Annotated in this window: 24 protein-coding genes; 11 read left to right on the top strand and 13 right to left on the bottom strand. The window is 58.1% G+C overall.

Going from position 1 to position 24151, the window contains the following annotated elements; all coding sequences use genetic code 11:
- Window positions 1–208 precede the first annotated feature (208 nt).
- From AC2FLU_RS09915 to AC2FLU_RS09905, 3 genes are all read left to right on the top strand, one after another.
- Window positions 209–1291, top strand: coding sequence for a TRAP transporter substrate-binding protein (locus AC2FLU_RS09915; protein ID WP_480473301.1), 1083 nt, complete (start codon window positions 209–211; stop codon window positions 1289–1291).
- 122 nt (window positions 1292–1413) lie between these two features.
- The gene (locus AC2FLU_RS09910) at window positions 1414–2340 is read left to right on the top strand and encodes a TRAP transporter small permease subunit (RefSeq protein ID WP_480553749.1); all 927 of its coding nucleotides are present in this window, start codon (window positions 1414–1416) and stop codon (window positions 2338–2340) included.
- A 17-nt stretch (window positions 2341–2357) separates the two neighbouring features.
- Window positions 2358–4712 (top strand): TRAP transporter large permease, encoded by a 2355-nt coding sequence (locus AC2FLU_RS09905; RefSeq protein WP_480493007.1) that lies wholly within the window; start codon window positions 2358–2360, stop codon window positions 4710–4712.
- A gap of 134 nt (window positions 4713–4846) precedes the next feature.
- On the opposite strand, the gene AC2FLU_RS09900 is transcribed toward AC2FLU_RS09905, so the two are convergent.
- The 4 genes from AC2FLU_RS09900 to AC2FLU_RS09885 form a co-directional block, all read right to left on the bottom strand.
- Entirely contained in the window at window positions 4847–5236 is a 390-nt protein-coding gene (locus AC2FLU_RS09900) for a VOC family protein (RefSeq protein ID WP_480624503.1), read from the bottom strand.
- 7 nt (window positions 5237–5243) lie between these two features.
- Window positions 5244–6068, bottom strand: a complete 825-nt coding sequence (locus AC2FLU_RS09895) for an arginyltransferase (protein WP_496714790.1) — start codon at window positions 6066–6068, stop codon at window positions 5244–5246.
- Window positions 6069–6143: 75 nt separating this feature from the next.
- Window positions 6144–6575: an RDD family protein gene (locus tag AC2FLU_RS09890; RefSeq protein ID WP_480473291.1), complete on the bottom strand. Its 432-nt coding sequence runs from the start codon at window positions 6573–6575 to the stop codon at window positions 6144–6146.
- Window positions 6576–6641: 66 nt separating this feature from the next.
- On the bottom strand, window positions 6642–7064 hold the full coding sequence (locus tag AC2FLU_RS09885) for a DUF2852 domain-containing protein (protein ID WP_480473289.1): 423 nt from the start codon (window positions 7062–7064) through the stop codon (window positions 6642–6644).
- A 142-nt stretch (window positions 7065–7206) separates the two neighbouring features.
- On the opposite strand from AC2FLU_RS09885, the gene AC2FLU_RS09880 reads away from it, so the two are divergent.
- The 5 genes from AC2FLU_RS09880 to AC2FLU_RS09860 are packed head-to-tail and all read left to right on the top strand — an operon-like array spanning window position 7207 to window position 12477.
- Window positions 7207–7596: a DUF4440 domain-containing protein gene (locus tag AC2FLU_RS09880; RefSeq protein WP_496714791.1), complete on the top strand. Its 390-nt coding sequence runs from the start codon at window positions 7207–7209 to the stop codon at window positions 7594–7596.
- A 49-nt stretch (window positions 7597–7645) separates the two neighbouring features.
- Window positions 7646–10441 (top strand): bifunctional [glutamate--ammonia ligase]-adenylyl-L-tyrosine phosphorylase/[glutamate--ammonia-ligase] adenylyltransferase, encoded by a 2796-nt coding sequence (gene glnE, locus AC2FLU_RS09875; RefSeq protein WP_496714792.1) that lies wholly within the window; start codon window positions 7646–7648, stop codon window positions 10439–10441.
- Window positions 10425–10697, top strand: a complete 273-nt coding sequence (locus tag AC2FLU_RS09870; RefSeq protein ID WP_480517387.1) for a hypothetical protein — start codon at window positions 10425–10427, stop codon at window positions 10695–10697. Before glnE ends, AC2FLU_RS09870 begins: the two co-directional genes overlap by 17 nt.
- Before the next feature lie 38 nt (window positions 10698–10735).
- Window positions 10736–11938 (top strand): RSP_2647 family RNA methyltransferase, encoded by a 1203-nt coding sequence (locus AC2FLU_RS09865; RefSeq protein WP_496714793.1) that lies wholly within the window; start codon window positions 10736–10738, stop codon window positions 11936–11938.
- A complete protein-coding gene (locus tag AC2FLU_RS09860; protein ID WP_496714794.1) occupies window positions 11935–12477 on the top strand; it encodes an RSP_2648 family PIN domain-containing protein in 543 nt (180 codons plus the stop codon). The genes AC2FLU_RS09865 and AC2FLU_RS09860 overlap by 4 nt, the downstream gene beginning before the upstream one ends.
- Before the next feature lie 71 nt (window positions 12478–12548).
- Here the strand turns inward: AC2FLU_RS09860 and AC2FLU_RS09855 are convergent, their stop codons facing one another.
- From AC2FLU_RS09855 to AC2FLU_RS09825, 7 genes are all read right to left on the bottom strand, one after another.
- Window positions 12549–13235 (bottom strand): M48 family metallopeptidase, encoded by a 687-nt coding sequence (locus AC2FLU_RS09855; protein WP_480473277.1) that lies wholly within the window; start codon window positions 13233–13235, stop codon window positions 12549–12551.
- A 199-nt stretch (window positions 13236–13434) separates the two neighbouring features.
- On the bottom strand, window positions 13435–15252 hold the full coding sequence (locus tag AC2FLU_RS09850) for a caspase family protein (protein WP_496808722.1): 1818 nt from the start codon (window positions 15250–15252) through the stop codon (window positions 13435–13437).
- 86 nt (window positions 15253–15338) lie between these two features.
- A complete protein-coding gene (locus AC2FLU_RS09845) occupies window positions 15339–16523 on the bottom strand; it encodes a vWA domain-containing protein (protein ID WP_496808723.1) in 1185 nt (394 codons plus the stop codon).
- 4 nt (window positions 16524–16527) lie between these two features.
- The gene (locus AC2FLU_RS09840; protein ID WP_209503658.1) at window positions 16528–16698 is read right to left on the bottom strand and encodes a hypothetical protein; all 171 of its coding nucleotides are present in this window, start codon (window positions 16696–16698) and stop codon (window positions 16528–16530) included.
- Window positions 16699–16705: 7 nt separating this feature from the next.
- On the bottom strand, window positions 16706–18073 hold the full coding sequence (locus AC2FLU_RS09835; protein WP_496808724.1) for a DUF2927 domain-containing protein: 1368 nt from the start codon (window positions 18071–18073) through the stop codon (window positions 16706–16708).
- Window positions 18070–18519 carry a GNAT family N-acetyltransferase gene (locus AC2FLU_RS09830; RefSeq protein ID WP_480584738.1) on the bottom strand — a complete coding sequence of 150 codons (450 nt, stop codon included), beginning with the start codon at window positions 18517–18519 and terminating at the stop codon, window positions 18070–18072. The genes AC2FLU_RS09835 and AC2FLU_RS09830 overlap by 4 nt, the downstream gene beginning before the upstream one ends.
- Before the next feature lie 109 nt (window positions 18520–18628).
- Window positions 18629–19474, bottom strand: a complete 846-nt coding sequence (locus tag AC2FLU_RS09825) for an AAA family ATPase (protein ID WP_496811958.1) — start codon at window positions 19472–19474, stop codon at window positions 18629–18631.
- A 381-nt stretch (window positions 19475–19855) separates the two neighbouring features.
- On the opposite strand from AC2FLU_RS09825, the gene dksA reads away from it, so the two are divergent.
- Window positions 19856–20278: an RNA polymerase-binding protein DksA gene (dksA, locus tag AC2FLU_RS09820; RefSeq protein WP_209504868.1), complete on the top strand. Its 423-nt coding sequence runs from the start codon at window positions 19856–19858 to the stop codon at window positions 20276–20278.
- A gap of 71 nt (window positions 20279–20349) precedes the next feature.
- Entirely contained in the window at window positions 20350–21498 is a 1149-nt protein-coding gene (locus tag AC2FLU_RS09815) for an FAD-dependent monooxygenase (RefSeq protein WP_496811957.1), read from the top strand.
- Between the two features lie 4 nt (window positions 21499–21502).
- On the opposite strand, the gene xth is transcribed toward AC2FLU_RS09815, so the two are convergent.
- A complete protein-coding gene (gene xth / locus AC2FLU_RS09810; RefSeq protein WP_496808727.1) occupies window positions 21503–22282 on the bottom strand; it encodes an exodeoxyribonuclease III in 780 nt (259 codons plus the stop codon).
- Window positions 22283–22562: 280 nt separating this feature from the next.
- Window positions 22563–22886, bottom strand: coding sequence for a HesB/IscA family protein (locus tag AC2FLU_RS09805; RefSeq protein ID WP_267363969.1), 324 nt, complete (start codon window positions 22884–22886; stop codon window positions 22563–22565).
- Between the two features lie 76 nt (window positions 22887–22962).
- On the opposite strand from AC2FLU_RS09805, the gene AC2FLU_RS09800 reads away from it, so the two are divergent.
- Window positions 22963–24102, top strand: coding sequence for a deoxyguanosinetriphosphate triphosphohydrolase (locus AC2FLU_RS09800; protein WP_480473259.1), 1140 nt, complete (start codon window positions 22963–22965; stop codon window positions 24100–24102).
- Window positions 24103–24151 lie beyond the last annotated feature (49 nt).

Raw genomic sequence — 24151 nt, 5'->3', positions numbered from 1 at the left:
AAGATTGGCGTTGGTCGGTGAAATTCCGGTATTTGGGCCGTATTTGTTGGAGTTTTCATTCGGAAATTTCACCGCATCCCCCAAAGAAATCGATTCTCTACGCAGTAGTAGGTATTCCCTTTCGCTTCGCTCACATTAGGCTGACGCGCACTGAATGCGACAGGTCCGGTTCTGCCGGATCGTGACTATGAAGGGGAGGAACACTCATATGGATCGTCGTTCATTTCTGAAAAAATCCGCGCTGGGCGGTTCGGCAGCCGCAGCAACCGCTCTGGCGGCTCCGGCCTATGCACAGGGACAGCGCACACTGACCATGGTGACCTCGTGGGGTCGTGGTCTGGCTGGCGTGTTTGACAGCGCGCAGCGTTGTGCCGACAGCATCAACGCCATGTCGGATGGCAGCCTGAATGTTGAGATCAAGGCGGCAGGCGAACTGGTTGGCGCGTTCGAGGTGTTTGACGCGGTGTCGTCCGGTCAGGCCGACATGTATCACGCCGCTGACTATTACTTTGTCGGTCAGCACCCGGGCTATGCGTTCTTTACGGCAGTGCCTTTCGGCATGACCGCACAGGAACTGGTGAACTGGTACTATCATGACGGCGGTATGGAGCTGCATGATGAGCTGGGCGAAATCTTTGGCCTGAAGTCCTTCCTAGCCGGTAACACCGGTGCGCAGGCGGGCGGCTGGTTCTCGAAAGAGATCAACAGCCCCGAAGACTTCAATGGTCTGAAGTTCCGTATGCCCGGTCTGGGCGGTAAAGCTCTGGGCAAACTGGGCGCGTCCGTTCAGAACATCCCCGGTTCCGAAGTGTATCAGGCGCTGTCGTCCGGCGCGATTGACGGAACCGAGTGGATCGGACCCTGGGCCGACGAAAAGGCAGGCTTCCAGGAAATCACCAAGACCTACTACACCGCGGGCTTCCACGAGCCGGGCGCAGGTCTGTCGCTGGCAACCAACCGCGACGTGTTCAATGAACTGACCCCGGCCCAGCAGAAGATCATCGAGATCGCTGCCGCCGAAGCGCACCAGTGGAACCTGGCGCAGTTCCTGGCCAACAACGGTGCCGCCCTGCAGCGCCTGCAGGCCGGTGGCGTCAAGGTTTTGGAATTCCCCGACAGTGTCTGGGATGCGTTCGGCAAGGCCAGCCAAGAGGTTCTGGACGAGAACATGGGCGACGAGCTGTTCAAGAAGATCTACGACAGCGCAATGCCGTCGATGGCGGCTTCGTCGGCATGGAACAACCTGTCGTCGGGTGTCTACACCGCACAGCGTGACCGTGTTCGCGGCTAAATCTTCCTGATCAAAGGAAAAACGGTTTCCCCGTGCCTTGCGGGGAAACCTTTCCCGTTGCGCGAAAGGACTTGGGCAAGCCACAATAGGCCTGCGCGCAACTGAGACGACCTGGGGACAACATGCAGGACGAAAACGGTATCTCGTTCTTCGGCGCCCTGTGGAATGGACTGGTTTGGTTCATTCAGAACATTGCCGAAGCCTTCTATAATTTCGGATATGCGATCACGCATCCGCAGCTCTGGCTGGACTGGTCTGACAAGGCGTCGATCATGCGCTTTGTCTATTACGGCGGTTCGGTCGAATTCTTCTTTGTGGTGTTCACCTTCTTTCTGGTTCTGACAGCCGTCGGGTTGTATTACAGAAACTTCATGTGGGCCATCGTGCGTGGCCTGGAAGGGTTTGCAAACACCACCGGGCGGTTCTTTGCCTGGGCGGGTCTGCTGATGGTAATCCAGCAGATTGTCATCGTATTCATGCAACGGGTCTTTACCCGTCCCGATATGTCCTTCGGTCTGGGAATACCGTTCCAGATGGATATCAGCTGGTTCGCGGAAGAGCTGAAACTGTATAACGCCATGGTCGTCTGTCTGTGCTGTACATACACATTTGTGCAGGGCGGGCATGTGCGCGTTGATCTGATCTATGCCGGTATCAGCCACCGCGCCAAGCGCGTGGTCGATATGTGCGGTGCGTTACTGTTCATGATGCCAATGGCGGTGCTGACCTGGATGTACGGCTGGTTCTTCCTGTGGCGTCACCTGATCGTGCCGAACCCTTCGGCCAGTGACGCGCTGGACCGTCTGGTAGCCAAGTCCCGTGCCTTGCGCTGGAACGTGGAAACCATCGGGTTCAGCCCCAACGGGTTCAATGCCTACTTCCTGTTCAAGATCCTTCTGGTGGCGTTTGCGGCCATGGTGTTCCTGCACGCCATCGCGTTTTTGTACCGGTCGTATCTGGAATACGTGGAAGGGCCGGACAGCATCGGAAAATACCTCGACAAGGACAGCCTTGGTGAGGGCGAAGAAGCCTATGAAGGCGCGCATTAAGGGCGGAGACAAAGACAATGCTATTCGGACTTGATGGCGTCGAGATAGGCCTCATTATCGTATTCTTTTGCCTTTTCGGGGGCATTCTTTCCGGCTTTCCGGTGGCTTTTGCCATCGGCGGGGCGGGGATCATATCCTTTGGCATCATCGCCGCGCTGGACAGTGCGGGGTTGCTGATCCACCAGGCGATTGATGTTGGATCGCAAAGTTATCGGGACCTTGTGAATTCCGGGATCAAGCCGGACACCATATCGGTGTTCCGATACCCGGATTTGCCAAGGCTCGCCGAACCGGTTTTTGCCTCGGGCTGGGAAACCGCGCTGGACCGCAACGTTTCGTTCATCGTGAACCGCATGAACGAGCGCGTACTGGCCGGACAATCCATCGAGACCCTTCTGGCCGTGCTCATGTTTGTTCTGATGGGCATCACGCTGGAACGTTCGAAGATTGCCAATGATCTGCTGACGACGATGGCACGTGTTTTTGGCCCGCTTCCGGGTGGTCTGGCCGTGTCAATTGTGGTTGTGGGGGCGTTTCTGGCGGCTTCGACCGGTATCGTTGGCGCGACCGTTGTGACGATGGGCCTGCTGGCGCTTCCAACCATGTTGCGCAACAACTATTCACCGGAACTGGCGACCGGTGTGATCGCGGCATCGGGCACCTTGGGGCAGATCATTCCGCCGTCGATCGTGATCGTCCTACTGGGCACATTGGCAGGAGATCTTTATTCGACAGCCCAGGAAACCAGGGCTGTTGAGGCCGGTTGCACCGACGCGCTGACCTATCTGGGTGAGCCTGCGGTTGTCTCGGTCGGGACATTGTTCCAGGCTGCGCTGTTGCCAGGGATCATGCTGGCGCTGCTCTATGCGCTCTATGCCTTTGGTTATGCATTGCTGAATCCACACAAAGCGCCCGCTGTGGCTGTGTCCGGTGGTTCCGGGGAACCCATTACGCGGTCAGAAGGCCTGACATGGTTGCTGGGTGCGCCTGTAGCCCTGATCGTCGGCGCGGTCCTTTTGGGCAATGTCGGTGTGATCGGAAGCCAGAACATCTCGGTCTCGGCCTTCTCGGATATCGGCGAGGGTGCGTCGCTGCGGACCAACGTATCGGAAGAATGCAAGGCGTCAATGATCGACCTGCATGGGCAGGCTGCATGGGATCAGGCGGTTTCCGAGCAGGAAGCCATTGATGCCGCGGGCGGCACAACCCAAGCGCATCGCCTGACAGAAGAGGAACTGGCTGCTGAACAGCAAAAAAGGATTGCCGATGCGGCACCGATCGGCACCGGAGTGGCGGTTACCCTCGTCCTGCTGGGTCTGACCCTGGTTCTGGGCCGAGGGATCGCACCGTCGCGGTCACCGCAGCCGCTGATACTTGGCGCAATCGGGCTGCTGCTGATGGCGTTGGTCGATATCCTGATAATATCGCCTACCACATCCTCTGGCGTGACTTTCGTGCTGCTCGCCCTGCCGTTCGCGCTGGCCATGTATGGTTGCAAAGAGGCTGCGGCCCGCTGTGCCACAAACGATCTGATCCGCGTGGTCTTCCCGCCGCTTGTTCTGATCATCGCGGTGCTGGGCTCGATCCTGGGAGGTGTCACCAATCCGACACCGGCGGCTGCGCTGGGCGCGGGTGGCGCGATCATGCTGGCCGCCTATCGCAAGCTGCAGGATCAGGGCCGTTCGGGCAAAGTGGTCATCTGGTCGACCTTCGCCGTTGTCATTGCACTGCTGATGGGGGTCAACTTTGACCTGCGTATCAATCAAGGCAGTGTGACGGTGGAAACCTGGATCGCCTTCATCATTGCTTATGCGGCCTACCTTTACGCCCTGTTCGGGCTGCTGTACGGATGCTGGGTGCTCTATTCCAGCGGTGTTTTGACCCCGGTGGTGCGTGAGACAGCCAAAGTGACCTCGATGGTGTTCACCATCCTCATCGGATCGCAGTTGCTGAACCTCGTGGTGATTTCATTCGGAGGGGAGCATTATATCCAGCAATTCCTGAAGAGCTTTGACAACGAGTTCACGGTTTTCCTGATCGTGATGCTGGTGCTGTTCATTCTGGGGTTCGTGCTGGATTTCCTCGAGATCATCTACATCGTGATCCCCATCGTGGGCCCGGTGATCTATGGCGGCTCGTTCGATCCGAAATGGGTCACGATCATGGTGGCGGTGAACCTTCAGACGTCGTTCCTGACGCCACCTTTCGGGTTTGCGTTGTTCTACCTTCGGGGGGTTGCGCCGAAAGAGGTCACAACTGGTCATATCTATCGCGGGATCGTTCCGTTTGTTCTGATCCAGGTTATGGGGATCGCGATCTTGTGGTTCTTCCCGACGATTGTCACGATCGTTCCGGACCTGATGCCAAACTGATCCGATCCGGAAGAGAATATTGCAAAGGGGGCCGATTGGCCCCCTTTTCTGTTTGTTTCGGGCAAGGGGCCAGCCCCTTGTTGGCCTGCGGCCAATTCATCCCCGGGATATTTATAGCCAGATGAAGATGCGGATCAGGTGAACTGGATCAGGTCCCAGCGATTGCCGAAGGGATCACGCCAGACAGCGACGATGCCATAGGGTTCGTGGCGTGGGTCTTCTTCGAAGTGGACATCCCCAGCGCGCATATCTGCGTGGTCACGATAAAAGTCATCGGTTTGCAGGAAGAACCCAACGCGCCCGCCGGTCTGGTTGCCTATGGCGGCGGTTTGTTCAGGTCCGTCAGCCTTTGCCAATAGAAGGCATCCGCTGTCCGAACCTGGAGGCGCGATGAGAACCCAGCGCTTGCCATGGCCGAGGTCGATGTCCTTGATGAGTTGGAAGCTGAGTGTCTTTGTATAAAACAAGATGGCGTCGTCGTAATCCGGCACAACAAGGGTGACGGCATGCAGGCTTTGTTTCATCGCGCGGTCAGCCTTTGGTCGGATGCCGGTCAGGGAGCTGGATATTGGCGACCTGTTCGGCGATTGGCGGCGCCGACAAGGGGTGATGCGATGTGCCGGAATAAGCATCCGGATCACTGATCTTTTGCCACCCCCCCTGAATATACGCCTCAAGCCCAGAAAACTTGGCTTTGTAGCCCATCTTGGGACTGCCGGGGACCCAGTACCCCAGATAGATATAGGGCAGGCCCGCCTCACGTGCGATGTCGATATGGTTGAGGATCATGTAGGTGCCGAGTGAGTTCTGCGGCTGTTCCGGGTCGTAGAAGGAATAGACCATGCTTAGCCCGTCATCGAGCACATCGGTCAGGCTGACGGCGATCAACTCGCCCGTTTCAGGATCGGCATATTCCACAACGCGGCTGCGGATCGGTGTTTCCTCGATCATCGCGGCGAATTCGAAAACGTCCATGTCAGCCATGCCACCATCGGCGTGACGGGTGTCAAGATAGCGGCGAAACAGCTCGTATTGCTCATCCGTGGCCCATGGCGAGGTTGCGCGGCGTTCCAGATACCCGTTCCGCTTTGCCGTGCGTTTCTGGCTTTTGGTCGGACGGAAGGCTGAAACATCGATCCGGGCCGACAGGCAGGCTGCGCAATCCGTGCACGAAGGCCGGTAGAGTACATTCTGAGACCGGCGAAATCCTTGTTGAGACAGGGAATTGTTCAGCTGTTCAGCCCCTTCGCCTTGCAGGGCGGTGAACAGTTTACGTTCCATCCTGCCGCCAAGATAAGGGCAGGGCTGCGGTGCCGTGACATAGAATTGTGGCGCAATTGGCAGCGTATGTCGCATGAAATCCCCATCCAGCCTCGGGAGGGATGATAGCAACCGTTCCCGAGACCGCCAAGTGTTTCACGCAACCTTGCGTCAGGCCCGTTGATTGATCATGACGGTGCCCAGAAAACTGTCGGTCAGACCCTGGCCACGGGCGCTGGTCATCATCATGATGACCGAGATGATCTGGACCACGGGAAAGGCCATGCTGACGAAATAACCAGCTGTGTGGGCAAGCGCCTTGCCCAGATCCATTCGTTCTCCGAACGCATCGCGCAGCTCGATCCCCATAAAGCGCATTCCCAGCGTGGCTGAGCCGTTGGCGATTGTCACTACCCGGTAGACGAAGCTAACAACCGCGTAGATCAGGGCCAGAAAAAACAGACCCAGAAAGGCGGTTAAAAGGATTGCCACCGTGCAAAGCAGCGAAATGAAGGCGATATCGAACAGCCAGGCAACGAAGCGTTTGGTTGTCACCGAACGATAGAAATCAGGTTGGGTGTCCGGGTCGGGCAGATGGTTCATTCGATAGGTCCGAAAAACTGGGGTAGGGGTACCCTGTCCCGAAACACCGGGGCAGGGCAAGGTCAATCAGGCGGGCTCGCCCTTGCCGTCTTCGTCATGGCTTTCGCGGGCGCGTTCATCCATGAATTGATCGAATTCGGCTTTGTCCTTGGCGTCACGCAGGCGGCGCAAGAAGGCTTCGAAATCCTGTTGTTCGCGTTCCAGGCGGGCCAGGGTATCTGCTTTGTAGGCGTCAAAGGCGCTGTTGCCTGAGGGCTTCATTGCACTCATGTGGCTGTGCCAGGATTTGCGGCGGTTGCAGGATTTGCTGAACATGCGTTTGCTCCAGATCATATAGGCCAGCAGGGCAAGGCCAACGGGCCAGAAGAAGATGAAACCAAGAACCATGGCGGCGATCCAGGCCCCTTTGCCTTTGTCATCCAGCCAAGCTTCGGTTCGGTAAAGCCATCCCGGATTCGCGGGGACGGCGGGGTCGGACAATGCGGTCATTTGAGCTCTCCAGGGTTGATGTAAACTCTATTCACATTGCATAGATGGGGTACCGTTTGGACGGGTGCAAGGGGTAATGTGAAAAAGATTTACATTATGCAATCCGGTTGACGTTTCAGGATCTGGCTCGCAGGGTCCGGGTATGGATAAGACGGACAACAAAGCTGCCCCTGCACTAAAGGACATTCTTGAACTGGAAACGCAGGTCTGGGTGGCGCTGGTTGATGGTGATGCAAGCGCCGACCGCGCCTTGCTGAGCGCGGATTTTCTGGGCGTTTATCCCACAGGATTTGCCAATCGGGACGATCACGTCGGGCAATTTGCAGATGCGCCAACGATGGCCGAGTTTGATCTGAGTGACGCTCGGTTACGCGTTCTGACCCCGGATATCGTCTTGCTGTCCTACCGTGCCGATTACCTGCGCCCGGGTGCAGATCGGCGCGAGGCGATGCTGATTTCATCTTTGTGGGAACGAAGAAACGACGTTTGGGTCAACAGCTTCAGTCAGGACACGCCGGTTCAGGAAACCTGATCAGAATGCCCCATTGACGATTACGTCCCGCAATGCGCAGGGTGCGCGCATGACTGACGCTCTTGCCATTACCCGCCTTCCGCGTGCGTTTGATCCGTCCCTGGGCGATGAAGCCCGCGCTCTGATACCTGATCTGTCGCAGGAGATGGGAGAGCTGGTGGCGGGGGCGGCCGGGTCCAGCCCATATCTTAAAGGCCTGATAGAGCATGAAAGGGAATGGTTGCCTGATGCCTTAGTGCGCCCGGACCAGGCGCTGACTGAAGTCATGGCGGATGCGCGTGAGCTGCCGCCGGATCAGCTGAAATCCGGCTTGCGGCAGGCCAAGCGGCGTGTGGCGCTGTTGACCGCGCTTGCCGACATCGCAGGTGCCTGGCCGCTTGAGAAAGTCACCGCGGCACTGACCGATTACGGGGCACTGGCCGCAGATGTTGCGGCCAAGGCCGAGATTGCGACGTTGATCCGGCGCAACAAACTGCCGGGTATGACCGAGGACGATATCGAAACTGCCGCCGGGATGGTCATTCTGGCCATGGGCAAGATGGGCGCGCATGAGCTGAACTACAGCTCGGATATCGATCTGATTGTGCTGTTTGATGAGACACGGTTTGACCCCGACGACTTCTACGAGGCCCGGCAGGGTATGGTGCGGGCAACGCGGAACTTCTGCGCGACGCTTAGCGACAAGACTGCCGATGGCTATGTTTTCCGTACAGATCTGAGGCTGAGACCTGATCCCGCCGTAACACCGGTCTGCATGGCGATGGAGGCCGCTGAACGGTACTACGAAAGCCTTGGCCGCACGTGGGAGCGCGCAGCATATATTAAGGCCCGCCCCTGCGCCGGAGACTTGGCCGCGGGGCAGCGGTTTCTGGACACATTGCGCCCTTTTGTCTGGCGTCGCCATCTGGATTTTGCCGCCATTCAGGACGCGCATGATATGCGTCTTCGAATTCGCGAAAACAAGGGTACGGGCGGGGCCTTGTCGATCCCCGGCCACGACATGAAGCTGGGGCAGGGCGGTATTCGCGAGATCGAGTTCTTCACCCAGACCCGTCAGTTGATCGCAGGTGGCCGCGATCCGGATTTACGGGTGCGCGGAACGGTCCCGGGGTTGGCGGCGTTGGCGTCAAAAGGCTGGGTGCCGCAGGATGTCGCGGACAAACTGACCGATCATTATCGGGCGCATCGCGAAGTCGAACACCGCATTCAGATGGTTCATGATGCACAGACGCATAAGGTGCCGAAATCACCGGAAGGCATCGAACGCATCGCCTGTCTGATGGGGATCGGCAGCGACGAACTGAAACAGGACCTGAAAAACCGCCTGACGGAAGTACACGAACTGACCGAAGGTTTTTTTGCGCCCGGGCCCGGTCCTGCACCTGTGGCGGCGCAGGATGTGGAGTTTGACCAGAGTGTTCTGGCCCGGTGGACGACCTATCCGGCCTTAAGGTCCCAGCGCGGGTCGCGGATATTCGAACGGTTGCGGCCCGAGCTGCTGTCGCGTCTTGCCAAGACCGCCAAACCGGACGAGGCGTTGATGGCGCTGGACGGGTTTCTGTCAGGCCTTCCTGCCGGGGTGCAGCTGTTTTCATTGTTCGAGGCCAATCCGCAACTGATTGACCTACTGGTCGATATCGTTGGCACGTCTCATGCTCTGGCCTCGCATCTGTCGCACAATGCCTTGGTTTTCGATGCGGTGATCGGCGGCAGTTTCTTTGCCGATTGGCCGGGGCAGAAGGCTTTGCAAATCGAACTGGCCCGTGCGCTGGCGGAAGAGCCTGACTATGAAACCCGGCTCGACCTTGCGCGGCGCTGGTGTAAGGAATGGCATTTCCGGGTCGGTGTCCACCACTTGCGCGGTCTGATCGACGGGGCACAGGCAGGCCGGCAATATGCAGAGCTTGCACAATCGGTGATTGCCGCCATCCTGCCATATGTTGCCGAAAATTTCGCCCGCAAACACGGGCCCGCACCGGGGCGCGGAGCGGCGGTGTTGGGCATGGGGTCGCTGGGCGCAGGACGGATCAATTCGCAATCCGATCTGGACATGATTGTGATCTATGACCCGCAGGATCAGGACATGTCCGATGGTCCGCGCCCTCTGGCCACGCGCACCTATTATGCGCGGTTCACGCAGGCGCTGATCACAGCACTTTCAGCTCCGATGTCACAGGGGCGGCTGTATGAAGTTGACATGCGCCTGCGCCCGTCCGGCAATCAGGGGCCGGTCGCCACCAGTTGGGCCAGCTTTACCAATTATCAGCAGAACGAGGCCTGGGTGTGGGAACATCTGGCCCTGACCCGTGCTCATGTCGTTGCGGGTGATGCCGGTTTGGCAAATGATATCGAAGCGTTCCGCGCCGGGTTTCTGTCGCGCCCACGCGAGCGGGACAATGTCTTGCGCGAAGTCGCCGAGATGCGAACGCGCCTGGCCGCAGCCAAGGCACCTGCCGGGATTTGGGATGCCAAAAACGGGCCCGGCCGCCTGATGGACATCGAACTGATGGCCGAAACCGGTGCCTTGCTGGCAGGGACTACGGCACGCGATGTGTCCTCGGGCCTCGATGGAGCCGTCGCTGCCGGGTTGCTGGATGTCGCGCAGGCGCAATCCCTGAAAGACTGCTACAGCCTATGCTGGTCGGTGCAATGTGCGGCCCGGCTTCTATCGGGCAAAGTCATCGAGGCGGAGCAGATCGGTGAAGGAGGTGTGGATTTCCTGTGCCGTGCCACCGGGTTTGAACAGGTCGATGCACTGCAACGGGCATTGCAGGAGAGTTACACAACTGCGGCCGACCTGATCGGCAGCGTGATCCAAGAGGGCGAAGATGGCACGCAGCACTGATCCCAATGACCACAAAGGTCTGATCCAGGAAGCTTATCGCATCGAAGGCATCACCCTGCCGGAATGCCGCAGCATATTTCTGGACTGGGCGCTCAGCCTGCCCGAAGAGCGTGACCAGAACACGGCGCTGACCGAGTTGCATGCGGCATACGCGCTGCACAGCCCGGATCATCCCATGACTCAGGTTCTGTCCGAGGGCCTTCAGGCGGCCCAAACCCCGAAACGGCGCGGTGGCTGGCGTTCGCGAAGCCGCTAGGTCTTTTCCATCGGCACATTCGCGACTAAGAGGGCACCATGACCCAATCTGCCGACCGCCCCCGTATCCGCCTGAAACCCAAAGCCAACGCGCGCGGCCTGCGCCATGGCTTCCCTTGGGTCTATGCAAATGACATCGTCACCGACCGCCGTACGCGCAAGATCCCCGCAGGCGCTCTGGCGATTCTCGAGGATGACACTCCCGCAGCGCTTGCGCTGGTGGCGGTCAATCCTGAGTCAAAAATCATGTGCAGGGTGCTGGATCGTGATACCAACGCGCAGTTGGACAATACTTGGTTCGAAACCCGCCTCAGCCGCGCCCTTGCACTGCGTGAACGTCTGTTTGATGCGCCTTTCTACCGTCTGGTCCATGCCGAGGCCGATGGCTTTCCCGGTGTGATCATCGACAGGTTTGGCGATACCTGTGTCATCCAGCCCAACGCGGCCTGGGCCGAGGTGCATCTGGATACGCTCACCGAAGCGCTAATCAAGGTCGCAGGCGTGACGACGGTGCTGAAAAACGCCTCGGGCCGCACGCGCGGGCTGGAAGGGCTCGACGATGAGAACCTGACTTTGCACGGCACAGCACCCGACGCGCCCCTGCCTGTGCCAATGAATGGTGCCACGTATATGGCCGACCTGACCGGAGGTCAGAAAACCGGCCTGTTTTACGATCAACGCCCCAACCAAGCCTTTGCCTCACGGCTGGTACATCCCGGAGCGCAGGTGCTGGACGTGTTCAGTCATGTCGGCGGCTTTGGTCTGGCGATGCTGGCCGCAGGTGCCGGACGGGCCTTATCCGTCGATGGGTCTGCGGCCGCGCTGGAACTGGCCACCAAAGGTGCCGAGGCTTCGGGCCTTGCCGACAGGTTCCAGACCCGGCAGGGCGACGCGTTCGATGTACTGACTCAATTGGGGGACGAGGGTGCGGTTTTTGACGTGGTCATTTGTGACCCACCTGCCTTTGCCCCATCAAAACAAGCGCTGGATTCGGGTTTGCGCGCCTATGAACGTATCGCACGGCTTGCCGCACCTCTGGTCAAACCGGGCGGCTATCTGGGGCTGTGCTCGTGTTCTCATGCCGCCGATCTGGGACGGTTCCGCGATGCCTCCTCCCGCGGGATCGGCCGGGCGGGCCGAAAGGCGCAACTGATCCACACCGGATTTGCTGGGCCGGATCATCCGCAACTGCCGCAACTGGCGGAAAGCGGCTACCTCAAGGCGGTGTTCTACCGCCTATGAAGGCTGTTCTCGACACTTGCGTCCTCTATCCCACGGTCATGCGCGAAATGCTGTTGGGCGCCGCGCGATTGGGATATTTCACCCCGATCTGGTCCGCCCGCATCCTCGAAGAATGGGCCCGCGCCGCCCGCAAGCTGGGCCCGACGGGGGAGGCGCAGGCGCGTGCTGAAATCGCGCTGGTGCAAGCGGCCTGGCCGGATGCCGAACGTCCAGCGAACGAGGGTCTTCAAAACCGTCTGTGGCTGCCGGACGCCGCAGATATCCACGTGCTGGCCACAGCAATCGCGGCTTCCGCTGATCTGATTGTCACGGTAAATGCCAAGGATTTTCCCAGAAATATCCTGACTGATGAAGGGCTTGACCGGCAAGATCCCGACAGCCTGTTGTACAGTTTCTGGCAGTCAAACCCAGAAGGCATGAGCACACTTGCCACACAGGTCCTTGCCGAAGCCGATCGCCTCTCAGGCGAACAATGGACCCTCCGCGCGCTCATGAAAAAAGCCCGGCTTCCGCGATTGGGCAAAGCGCTCGCCATCTGAGCGGGATCCAGCTTCATCTGGCCAAAAATATCCCGGAGAGCGCGAGAGGCTGGCCTCTCGCAGCACAGGCATCACCCGCGTGCCCAACGCTGTTCAAGCTTTTCCAACGCCGCAACACGTTCATCTGTCTTGGGATGGCTCATCAGCCAGGCCGGGACCACCCCGGCGCGCTGCTGTGTCAACTCTTCCAGCTTGTGAAACAGTGATTTCTGTGGTCCGATTCCAATCCCGGCTTTTGTCAGCAAAGCGGCTGCGTATTCATCCGCCTCATACTCGTCCTGCCGCGACAGGCGCGAGGCGATCAGTGCGGTCAACGCATTGGCAATCATCGCCCCGACAAAGGGGATGAACCTGTTCAGAACCATGATCAGCGCCGTTCGCATCGCATTCTGCCCTGAAAAATCGATCATCCGCCGCCGTGCGTGACCCAGCGCCACGTGCCCCAACTCATGCGCGATTACACTGGCCATTTCCTCAGCTGAAACCTCTCCGTTGTGAAACTTGCGGTAAAATCCTCGCGTGATGAATATCCGCCCGTCCGGCGCGGCCAGCCCATTCACCGGGTCGATCTCGTAGATATAGACCGGCACCCGTTCGATCCCGAGCGCCGCCGCCAGCCGGTCGGTCATGCGTTTCAGCGCCGGATCGGCAAGTTCCGTCGATTTCGCATCCAGTTCACGATGGGTGCGCCAGACGGAAATCCGGTACATCACAATTCCATAGGCAATGGCCAGCAGGATCGGGGTCAGGCGAAGCATGGGCTAGATATGGTAGCACTGGGCTTTTAGAGCAAACGAAAAATTCAATGGACCATGCCGCCGTTCGCCGCATGGCAGTAATGTCGAATCTGTACTCCGGAAAAGGTGTCAGCAGTCCTAAAGCGGCACTTAAGGAAAAATCGAATTGGACCTCGACAGTTATGTCCGGCATAAAGACGAGTTTTCGCGTCCAGACGACCTACTCGATCTCGATCAATATGGCATTGCGGGCGACATGCCAGTTTCCCCAGCGCCAGTCAGAAGGAAGCGTGCCGGTCCTGCGTGGCACGTGGACAAATTCGCCGAAAGGTCTAGGACGGTTGCTTCGAGGAAAACCCGGTTGCCAATTGCGGTAGCTCAATGGCTGGCCATCGGTCCACGCCCACACTCCGTTGTTAATTGTTAACCCGAAAGTAGGGCCGATCACGTCAAGATTGTCGTCTCCGGCAAACGGATAGGTGTCGCGGGCGTTTCGCTCGGTCCAGAATAGGTTATCGTAACGAAAAAGGTTCTTTACCATCTCCTCTTCGGACGCCGACCCAATGGACGCCAGATCACCTCCCGATTGCATTGTCAGCGTCTTAATTTGATCCCAAGACAAATGGCTTGTGCGGACTACTGCGTAGAGCCGTCCGTCGTAGAATCCATAGTTCATGACGCGCCCCGAAAAGGTACGTGCCAACCGGTGTAGGCGTGGATCGGATTCAAGGGCCCGAATCGCTTCGATATCGTAGCGATTGCCCAAGGTCGCAGCGATAGGGAACCAGCCGAACTCGGGTGGTTCGATCCCGAGCGCTGACAGCGTGGCCCTGTCAAGCACACCGTCCGCCGCCAGCCGTCGATCCCTCTGGAAATCCGAAACGGCGCCGAAACTCTGTGGCCCGAGAACTCCATCAATCACTCCAGGGTCATATCCGAAGCGCTGCAATGTCGACTGGATCACAAGCTGGTTCGCCCGCGAAAGTGTCAAATACTTTACAGCTTCGCCCCGCATCCAGTTCAGCGACTCAGCCGCCGCGAGATTTCTTCCGGCATGTCGCGCCTGCAGATTGTAGCGAAAAAGAGTCGCCTCAGCTTCAAGTGCTTCCGACTTCCGCGCGCCATTTGGAAATTTATCGAAAAAAAGCGACCAGGCACGAACCGAGCCCAGTTTGCGCGCAGCTTCGAAAGCGGCATCTTCTCCTGAAACGGGGTCGGACCCGGTAGCTTCGGCGACTGGCTCAGCGGCACGCAAGGGCGCTGCCGCTGGTGTCAGGTAGATTCCGTGTCCTGGTAGTGAACCGTATGTGAACGGTTGCTGATAACCATTCGTGAGCTCTGACACTGTGTCGCGCACTTTCCGAAAGAAAAAGCCCAACTCGAGCCCCGGTTCCGCGAGATGTGTTAGAAGAGCCTCAGCATACGGGCTATTTCGGCCGTCGCCGTCGAGCGCCAGAGTCCCGCCGCGAGCGGCAAAACCTACCAGAACTGCGCCCGGTTCAACCCCCGCCAGCCCCCGACCCACTGACCGAGTCGCTGACGACCGAAGCATAGAGGTAAGAAACGGATTATTGCGACAGGCATCAAGGAGTACGATCCGAATGCCTTGCGAAGTATCGAGCGCAGACAGAACGCTGTCGAGCCGGATTGCCTCAAACTCGATGTCGCGATCGCTTTTCAATTCTGCGTTGACCGGAATCAGGTAGTTGATATTGTCGATCTCTATGCCGTGGCCCGCGAAATAGACAACGGCCATCTCCGCGTCTTCCGCAGCTTGGGCGAAGTCCCGAAGCGCAAGCCGCATCTCTCGGTAGTCAAGATCCCGTCCTCGCGTTACCTCGAACCCGATCCGCTCCAAGGCCGATGCGATGTCTTCGGCGTCGTTCGCGGGGTTTTGTAGGCTCGAAACATGATCATATTCCGAATTTCCGATGACGAGAGCCACGCGCCCGTCCGATGCGGAAACCGGACTTCCAAAGATCGCAAGAACTACCGCCAAAAACGTCACAGCAACAAAAGTATGTAACTTCATCAGCATGGCCCACTTTTACTCGTACGCGGCAACATAACACAGAAGGTGGCTGCTGTGGCAGGCGGCTATGGCCTCAAACCTGCCATCAGTCTCTACCGCGTCAGCTCGCGCATTCCCTTTTCAAGACCAGCCAGTGTCATGGGCACCATGCGATCTTCAAAGATGTCGCGGATCATGCTGATGGAATGGGTATATTCCCAGTATTTCTCGGGCACCGGGTTGATCCACAGGTTTGACGCCCACTGTTCGCGCGCGCGTTGCAGCCAGACCTGACCAGCTTCCTGATTCCAATGTTCATTGGCACCGCCGGGATAGGCGATCTCATAGGGGCTCATCGAAGCGTCGCCGACAAAGATGCACTTGTAGTCGGACCCATAGGTGCGCAGCACTTCGTGGGTCGGGGTCTGTTGGTTCCAGCGGCGGCGGTTGTCCCGCCAGACCCCTTCATACAGGCAATTGTGAAAGTAGTAATATTCCAGATGCTTGAACTCGGTTCTTGCAGCGGAAAACAGCTCTTCAACCACCTTGATATGCGGGTCCATCGAGCCGCCGACATCCAGAAACAACAGTACTTTGACGGCGTTGTGGCGCTCGGGCCGGGTTTTGACATCCAGATAGCCATGCTCGGCCGTGGCGCGGATGGTGCCGTCCAGATCCAGCTCTTCGGCTGCTCCCTCCCGCGCCCAGCGGCGCAGGCGTTTCAGGGCGACCTTGATGTTGCGGGTGCCCAGTTCAACCGTATCGTCGAGGTTCCTGAATTCCCGTTTGTCCCAGACCTTGACCGCACGCTGGTGACGGCTTTCTTTCTGACCGATACGGACGCCTTCGGGGTTGTACCCATAGGCCCCGAACGGAGAGGTTCCTGCGGTGCCGATCCACTTGTTGCCGCCCTGATGACGGCCCTGTTGTTCCTTGAGCCGTTCGCGCAGTGTTTCCATCAGCTTGTCGAACCCGCCAAGCGCTTCGATCTCGGCTTTTTCCTCCTCCGACAGGTGTTTCTCGGCCATCTTGGCGAGCCAATCGGCAGGGATATCGACAGCTTCCAACACCTGATCGAAACTGATCTCGCCCAAACCCTCAAAGCTGGCGGCAAAGGCGCGGTCGAATTTGTCGATATTGCGCTCGTCCTTCACCATCGACACCCGGGCAAGGTAATAAAACGCTTCGACATCATAGGTGACCAGACCCTTTTTCATGCCTTCCAGAAAAGTCAGATACTCCCGGAGTGATACCGGGATGCCCGCTTTGCGGAGGTTATTGAAAAAGGGCAGGAACATTGCGTCATGCCACCATGCGAAGCAGAACCAGCGAGATCACCAGCCCCACAAGCGCAAAAGCGATCCCATATCCGGCGGCATACTGTGCCATGTCAGCGCCGTTTCCATTGCGTTTTTTTGCGGTCAAAGCACCCAGGATTGCACCCAGTATCGCCATTCCCAGTACTAGCAACATATGCGTTTCATCCGTCTTTCGTGCTGTCAGCGGGGCGTCGGCCACTGTTTTGAGCCAGAGATTGAGCCACCAATTCAGAACCGAACCCGTATCGCGCCCATCCAAGGCTGTCCAGTCTGACGGCACGTGCCTTTTGTAATTGACCGGCCTGTTTCAAGGCCTCGGATTTCAACAGCAGCAAGGTTGCCAGAAGCGAAGCGTTCTCCGCGCGGGTCATCACGTCGATGGCCTGATCCAGTTCGGGCAGAACCTCGGGCCCGCGATCCTGCGCAAGCGCAAAGGCTGCGGTCTGGGTTGAGACATAAGCCTGATGAACCTCGGTTCCGGGCGTCGCGCGAAGAAATTGTTGCGCGATCTTGAACTGCCGCTGGGCTTCTGCCGGATCACGAAACTGCTCCATCCGGCCCATCAGGTAGTGGGGATAGGCGCGGCGGTGATCCGTCCATCCCAGTTGCTGCCCGATGCGGGCTGCCTTTTGCGCGGCGCGCATCTGTCGGGGGGAACCCGGTCCCGGTCCCAGTGATTTCTGGATCGCGTTGATCCACTCTCGGGGGGTATTTGTGGGGGGTTGCGCAGCTAGTCGTTCGCCGCGTGGATTCAGACGGCTGAGAATTCCGGGGATGACGGCAGCGACCTGATCGCGGGTCATGCCGGTGTGCAGTTCGGGCGCATAAGCCGCGCGCAGGATCAGCATGTCGAACCCGGTCAAGACCGTATGAATATTGTCGTCGTTGAACACCGAATCCGGCAGATGATAGAGGTCGTTCAACGGACCGAGGGCCTGCGCCAGTTCTTCGTGCAGACAATCGCGCATTTCCTGCGGGCTGACATCGTAGGGGATAAAAATCCCCAATCTTTCGCGCTGGCGCAGCTCAACCCAACTGCTTTTGGTTTTGCGGCGGTCGCGCTGATACTCAGCCAGGCTGGACGCGTTTGGCACCACGAAACAGGCCGCGTTTGGCAGAATTTGCAGAATGTCCTTCTGGCTGACCGCTTCGATCGTGATATTGGCCTGACCGTCGTTGATTTGTTGGATGTTGATACCCGCCTCGCGCTTCAGGCGGTTCAGCAGGCGGGTCAGATCCTGCTGCATACTTTGTGTCGGCGATCCGGTCAGGCGAACGGTGATCGGCGTTTCGAACCGGGTGAACACGGGCAGGGCGGCCCCGCTTTCCAGTTCGAAATGCAGGGACAGGAAATCCGACGCGATGTTATTGTTGGATCGCGCTGGTAGCGAGGGACGCGGTGCCGCAAAAGACTTGGCCGGTGGCAACGCCACTTCGACATATGGGACATCGTTCCCGAGTTCGATTGTCTCGACAGACGTGCAGCCAGCGATAACCAGCGCCAGAAAAAGGGCGCCCAAACGCATCATGGGCGAGCGTACTTGATGAACGGTGTCAGGGTGCCGATGCGATCATAAAGGTGGCGCGCCGTTTGGTTGAACTCTTGCGTCAGCCAGTAAACGGATGGGGCGCCCTGGCGATCCGCCTCTTCATAAACCGCCTGAATCAAGGCGCGACCGACGCCCGTTCCTCGGGTTTCAGGTCGGGCGAACAGGTCTTGCAGATAACAGACCTTTTCCACTTTCCAGGCGTGGCGATGAAACAGGTAATGCGTCAGTCCGACCAAAACACCATCCTGTTCCGCGACAAAACAGGAAAAATCCTGCGGGTCGTCGCCCACCAATCTGGAAAAGGTCGTTTCATACACGTTTTCAGGCAGGGTGGTTTCATAAAACGCCAGATAATCCCGCCACATTTCGGCCCACTGATCTTTGTCCTCGGCCCGCAGGGTCCGGATTGTCAGAGCGTTCGCCAAGTGATGACCCCAATACTGCTGCTTTGCAACGCGGTTGCGTCAGGTATCTCGATGCTGACACCCGAGATACCCAATGGCAAGCCGTGATCACAGATTGTTCACACGCAGGCTAGCGTTTGCCACGTTCCATGAATGCAAGACGTTCGAACAGATGCACATCCTGTTCATTTTTCAGCAAGGCGCCATGCAGCTTCGGCAGCGCGCTGGCCCCGTCACGCCTGAGGTCTTCCGCCGTCAGGTCTTCGGCCAGCAACAGCTTCAGCCAGTCCAGCACCTCTGAGGTCGAGGGCTTTTTCTTGAGCCCTTGCGTCTCGCGGATTTCATAGAATTGCGTCAGTGCGGCAGTCAGAAGTGCGTCCTTGATGCCGGGGTGATGCACATCAACGATCCGGCGCATCGTCGCCTCATCCGGAAAGCGGATATAGTGGAAGAAACAGCGGCGCAGGAAGGCGTCGGGCAGCTCTTTTTCGTTGTTCGAGGTTATGATGACGATGGGGCGGTGCTTGGCCCGGACCGTCTCGCCCGTTTCGTAGACGTGGAACTCCATCTTATCGAGCTCCTGCAACAGGTCATTGGGGAACTCGATATCCGCCTTGTCGATTTCATCGATCAGCAGAACAACCTTTTCGTCGGCGTCGAAGGCCTGCCACAGCTTGCCCTTGCGGATATAGTTCGACACATCATGGACACGCTCTTCGCCTAGTTGGCTGTCACGCAGGCGGCTGACGGCATCATATTCGTAAAGACCCTGCTGCGCGCGGGTGGTGGATTTCACATTCCACTCGATCATTTTCAGCCCCAGCGCACCGGCCACCTGTCTGGCCAACTCGGTCTTGCCGGTACCGGGTTCGCCCTTCACTAACAGGGGGCGCTCAAGCGTGACAGCGGCGTTCACGGCAATGGTCAGATCGTCGGTGGCGACATATTCGGCTGTACCTTGGAAACGTGCGGTCATGGGCCTCTCGTGCGTATATTGCGTTGGACGGGCAGGTTGTGGTTTCCGGGTTACAGAGCGGCAAGGTTTTTTACAACCCGCGTCCCTGCGTCGCCCGGCGGGAATTGTGCTGCAACTCCAAGCCCTTTTGCTTGATTCCGATGTAGACCATTCCCGGACGTTGTAACTCTCGCCCCAAAAAAGCCTGTCAAATTTCATAGAAATACAAGGTTTTGTTGATGTTTGTCTCATAGTTAGACAAATCCGCGGGGGTGCACTGTTGCGCAACGTTTGTGTAGTGACATTCCACCGCCCGTCGGCTAAACGCTGCGCAGAAGGGAGAGCCAAATGTCAGCTGAAACAGCCTCGAACGACGTTACTGGCCATACCGAGGGAGCAAATATGAAGCAGGAAGTTTTTCTGCCGGAAGATTACCGTCCGGCCGAAGATGAGCCTTTCATGAATGATCGTCAGCTTGAGTATTTTCGTCGCAAGCTGCTGGATTGGAAGACAGAGTTACTGGCTGGTAGCCGCGACACTATCGAAGGGCTGCAAGACAACACCCGTAACATTCCGGACGTCGCGGACCGCGCCAGTGAAGAAACTGACCGTGCGCTGGAACTGCGGACCCGTGATCGTCAGCGAAAACTGGTCGCAAAGATCGACTCGGCCCTGCGCCGGATTGATGATGGCGAATACGGGTATTGCGAAATGACGGGCGATCCGATCTCGTTAAAGCGTCTGGACGCACGACCGATTGCAACCATGACACTTGAGGCACAAGAGCGCCATGAGCGTCGCGAAAAGGTCCACCGCGACGATTAATCGCCGGGTATGTGTAAGAAATCCAAACGCCGGGGCCTGTGGCTCCGGCGTTTTTGCGTTATGCGGATGCCATGAAGATAGATGGATTGAAATTCTGTGTCATTGGCGGTGGAATCGGCGGCCTGGCCTCGGCTCTGGCGCTGCAACACCGTGGGGCGCATGTCACGCTTCTGGAGCAAGCCCCGGCCCTGACCGAAGTCGGCGCCGGTTTGCAGATCAGCGAGAACGGGATGCGCGTTCTTCATGCACTTGGCGTCACAGGTCTTTCTGTCGGGCAGAAGTCCCATGGAACTGTCTTGCGCGATTACCGAAAAGGGCGCGTGGTCAGTCACCTGCCGGGCCCTGCAGCTGGTCCGACTTATTACTACCACCGTGCCGACCTTCTGAACCTTCTTCATGATGCGGCTTGTGACGCAGGCGTGAATATCCGCTTGGGTGCCAGAGTTTCGCATGTGCAAAAGCATCCCAACGAGGCCGATGTGATCTTGGCGTCAGGCGAGCGAATTCGCGCCGAGTGCGCCATTGCGGCCGATGGCGGCCGCAGCATGCTCCGCCCGGCTCTGAACGGGGCAGAGATGCCGGAGTTCACGCATCAGGTGGCCTGGCGCGCCACCATCCCCTGGCAGCCCGGTCATGACCCGGTTTCCGCATCCCTGACGATGGGGCCTGGGCGGCATGTGGTAACTTATCCGTTGCGTGACGAAAACATGATGAACATTGTCGCGGTTGAAGAGCGTTCGGACTGGCGGGAAGAAGGATGGCGTCAGACGGGCGACCCTGAAGAGTTGCGCAAGCGCTTTGCAGATTTCGGTGGCCCCGTGCGCGACATTCTGTCGAAAGTCACGGATGTGCATCTGTGGGCATTGTTTCTGCGGCCTGTCGCCCAAAGCTGGCAGAATGGTCGGTTGGCTCTGGTGGGGGACGCGGCCCATCCGACGTTGCCATTCATGGCACAAGGGGCATGTCTGGCGCTCGAGGACGCTTGGGTTCTGGCGCGTGCGTTTGACGAACGATCGGGTATCACCAACGCACTGGCGGCCTATGAAACAACCCGCAAACCAAGGGCGCAGCGCGTTGTCGCGGCGGCTGGGTCAAATGCGCGGAACTTTCATCTGCGCGGTCCAGCCCGTATGGCTGCGCAATGTGTGCTGAGGGTCGTCGGTGCCCGGTTGTCACAACGCTATGAATGGATCTACAGTCACGACGTCACGGCTGCCTAGGGCCTCAAAGATTCAGGTCAATCCAGACGGGAACGTGATCGGATGGCTTTTCGTGCCCCCTAACAGCCGCATCAATCTGGCAATCTCGCATGAGGTCGGCCGCTTGTGGCGTCAGCAGGAAATGATCAATTCGAATTCCGTCATTCCGGTTCCACGCGCCAGCCTGATAATCCCAGAAAGAATAGTGATCGGGGCCCTGCGTTGTGGCGCGAAAGGCCTCGGTAAAGCCAAGGTTCAGGATCTTTCGAAAGGCGGCCCGGCTTTCCGGGCGGAACAACGCGTCTTCCCGCCAGGCATCGGGGCGTTTGGCATCCTCGGCCTGTGGGATGATGTTATAGTCTCCGGCTATCAGGGCAGGCTCCTCTGATTTCATCAGGGCCTGGGCGCGGTCGTAAAGCCGTTCCATCCAGGCCAGCTTGTAATCGTATTTCGGTCCGGGTGCCGGATTCCCGTTGGGCAGATACAGCCCACAGAGCCGCAGGGCCTTTTTGCCTACGACGGTGGCCTCGATCCAGCGCGCCTGTTCATCATTGTCATCGCCGGGAAGGCCGCGAGATATATCCTCCAGCGGAAGCTTCGACAAGATCGCGACACCATTAAAGCTTTTTTGCCCATGTGTTTCCACGTTGTACCCGCGATCTTCAAACATCTCGCGGGGGAAGTTCTCGTCGACGGATTTGATTTCCTGAAGAAGAACAACGTCGGGTTGGGCGTCGTCCAGCCAGCGGGGCAGCGCCTCGGTTCGTGCCTTGATGCCATTGATGTTGAACGTGGCGATTTTCATGCGCGATCCTCCGAAACCTTGTGGCAACCTATCGCTCAGAACGGGCCCAGCGGCAAGTCGGAGATCGGATTTGCGAGGCTCTGCCTCGCGCTCCGGGATATTTTTAGCCAGATGAAGAAACGAACCCTTAACCATTTTTTCGATACTAGAAGGGGCGGTACAGGCGGGGACGCCGATGACCGCGCCAGGTGAAGCTCTCTGGTCGTTTTGGTCAGAGAGCGGATCCCTGCTTCATCTGGCTGAAAATATCCTGGGGGTGTGGGGGCAAAGCCCCCGTCGGTTACATCGAAAACGACGTGCCGCAGCCACAGGAAGAGGTGGCGTTGGGGTTGTCGATCACAAACCTTGCACCAATAAGCTCCTGAGTGAAATCGATCACCGCGTTTTCAAGAAAGGGCAGAGAGACCGGGTCGACGATGACTTTCTGCCCCTTGCCTTCAAGGATTAGGTCATCGGTGTTTGGCGTGTCCAGAGCGATTTCATATTGAAAACCGGAACATCCACCACCCTCCACTGCGACACGCAGGGCTTGCCCCTGTTCCGCGGCACCGATCTCGGCGAGGCGGTCAAAGGCGCGTTCGGTGACTGATGGAGGCAGATTCATGCCGGTCTCCAAAGGTTTATTTCCCAAGCGTCCTACAATATATGAAACAAAAAGACAGGCGACAAGGACAAGCCCTTTGGACAGAGCGGGATTTGCTTCGGACCCAGACCGTGCAAGGGGGCGGCTGGTGCCAGAGGAAGAAAGCAGCTTCCGGTCATGCTTTCAGCGTGATCGCGACCGGATCATTCACGCCAGTGCGTTTCGGCGGCTCAAACACAAGACGCAAGTCTTTGTCGAGCATGAAGGCGACAGTTATCGAACACGGCTGACCCATTCCATCGAAGTTGCTCAGGTCGCGCGAACCATTTCAGGGGCGTTGGGCCTGAATCCTGAACTCACCGAGGCTGTAGCCCTGGCGCACGACCTGGGTCATACACCCTTTGGTCATACGGGTGAAGACGCCCTCCACGCGCTGATGGTGCCTTACGGGGGGTTTGATCACAATGCCCAGGCCATTCGGATCGTAACGAAGCTGGAGCGGCATTATGCCGGGTTTGACGGATGCAACCTGACCTGGGAATGTCTGGAGGGTATCGCCAAGCATAACGGTCCGGTTGTTGGCGATCTGCCGTGGGCGCTGGCTGAATGCAACCAGGGCTTTGATCTTGAACTTCATACCCATGCAAGTGCCGAGGCGCAGGTGGCGGCTTTGTCTGATGACATTGCTTACAACAATCACGACCTTCTGGATGGGTTGCGCGCGGGGTTGTTTGAAGATGATGATCTGCGTCACCTTCCGATCGTGGGGGGATGCTACGCGGATGTGGATGCTAAATACCCCGGTCTTGATCCGTATCGACGACGTCATGAAGCACTGCGGCGGGTATTTGGGGTCATGGTGGCAGATGTCATCACAACGTCACGAGACTTGATTGTAGCCTCGGGCGCGCAATCGGTCGAAGAGATTCGCCATCTTGGGCATCCTGTCATCCAATTCTCGACCGGGACTTGGGCGGATCTGAAACAAATCAGGGCGTTCTTGTTCACCCGGATGTATCGCGCACCCAGCGTCATGAAGGTACGGGCCAAGGTTGCAACGGTTGTCGAAGACCTGTTCCCGATCTACCTGAACGACCCGAAACAGATGCCCGCACGTTGGCACGAGGATATTGAAGCTGCGGCGGATGAGACAGCTTTGGCCCGGATCGTATCGGACTACATCGCAGGTATGACCGACCGTTTTGCCTTGCAGGATCACGCGCGGCTGACTGGCTGACTGGGCCGCAATGACACGGGTAATGGTCCATGTTTGCGACCTTTTTTGT

It is taken from the genome of Ruegeria sp. SAZD013 (genome assembly GCF_059612525.1).
This window is presented reverse-complemented; position numbering and strand designations above follow the sequence as displayed.

Bases quoted from the DNA above. Each gene is read 5' to 3' on its own strand.
- AC2FLU_RS09885 (WP_480473289.1), bottom strand. From the start codon at position 7,064: ATGACCGCATTGTCCGACCCCGCCGTCCCCGCGAATCCGGGATGGCTT.
- xth (WP_496808727.1), bottom strand. From the start codon at position 22,282: ATGAAAATCGCCACGTTCAACATCAATGGCATCAAGGCACGAACCGAG.
- AC2FLU_RS09815 (WP_496811957.1), top strand. From the start codon at position 20,350: ATGAAGATAGATGGATTGAAATTCTGTGTCATTGGCGGTGGAATCGGC.
- AC2FLU_RS09900 (WP_480624503.1), bottom strand. From the start codon at position 5,236: ATGAAACAAAGCCTGCATGCCGTCACCCTTGTTGTGCCGGATTACGAC.
- AC2FLU_RS09825 (WP_496811958.1), bottom strand. From the start codon at position 19,474: ATGACCGCACGTTTCCAAGGTACAGCCGAATATGTCGCCACCGACGAT.
- AC2FLU_RS09805 (WP_267363969.1), bottom strand. From the start codon at position 22,886: ATGAATCTGCCTCCATCAGTCACCGAACGCGCCTTTGACCGCCTCGCC.
- AC2FLU_RS09865 (WP_496714793.1), top strand. From the start codon at position 10,736: ATGACCCAATCTGCCGACCGCCCCCGTATCCGCCTGAAACCCAAAGCC.
- AC2FLU_RS09840 (WP_209503658.1), bottom strand. From the start codon at position 16,698: ATGTTGCTAGTACTGGGAATGGCGATACTGGGTGCAATCCTGGGTGCT.
- glnE (WP_496714792.1), top strand. From the start codon at position 7,646: ATGACTGACGCTCTTGCCATTACCCGCCTTCCGCGTGCGTTTGATCCG.
- dksA (WP_209504868.1), top strand. From the start codon at position 19,856: ATGAAGCAGGAAGTTTTTCTGCCGGAAGATTACCGTCCGGCCGAAGAT.
- AC2FLU_RS09915 (WP_480473301.1), top strand. From the start codon at position 209: ATGGATCGTCGTTCATTTCTGAAAAAATCCGCGCTGGGCGGTTCGGCA.
- AC2FLU_RS09850 (WP_496808722.1), bottom strand. From the start codon at position 15,252: ATGCTGATGAAGTTACATACTTTTGTTGCTGTGACGTTTTTGGCGGTA.
- AC2FLU_RS09880 (WP_496714791.1), top strand. From the start codon at position 7,207: ATGGATAAGACGGACAACAAAGCTGCCCCTGCACTAAAGGACATTCTT.
- AC2FLU_RS09845 (WP_496808723.1), bottom strand. From the start codon at position 16,523: ATGTTCCTGCCCTTTTTCAATAACCTCCGCAAAGCGGGCATCCCGGTA.
- AC2FLU_RS09855 (WP_480473277.1), bottom strand. From the start codon at position 13,235: ATGCTTCGCCTGACCCCGATCCTGCTGGCCATTGCCTATGGAATTGTG.
- AC2FLU_RS09890 (WP_480473291.1), bottom strand. From the start codon at position 6,575: ATGAACCATCTGCCCGACCCGGACACCCAACCTGATTTCTATCGTTCG.
- AC2FLU_RS09905 (WP_480493007.1), top strand. From the start codon at position 2,358: ATGCTATTCGGACTTGATGGCGTCGAGATAGGCCTCATTATCGTATTC.
- AC2FLU_RS09870 (WP_480517387.1), top strand. From the start codon at position 10,425: ATGGCACGCAGCACTGATCCCAATGACCACAAAGGTCTGATCCAGGAA.
- AC2FLU_RS09895 (WP_496714790.1), bottom strand. From the start codon at position 6,068: ATGCGACATACGCTGCCAATTGCGCCACAATTCTATGTCACGGCACCG.
- AC2FLU_RS09910 (WP_480553749.1), top strand. From the start codon at position 1,414: ATGCAGGACGAAAACGGTATCTCGTTCTTCGGCGCCCTGTGGAATGGA.
- AC2FLU_RS09860 (WP_496714794.1), top strand. From the start codon at position 11,935: ATGAAGGCTGTTCTCGACACTTGCGTCCTCTATCCCACGGTCATGCGC.
- AC2FLU_RS09835 (WP_496808724.1), bottom strand. From the start codon at position 18,073: ATGATGCGTTTGGGCGCCCTTTTTCTGGCGCTGGTTATCGCTGGCTGC.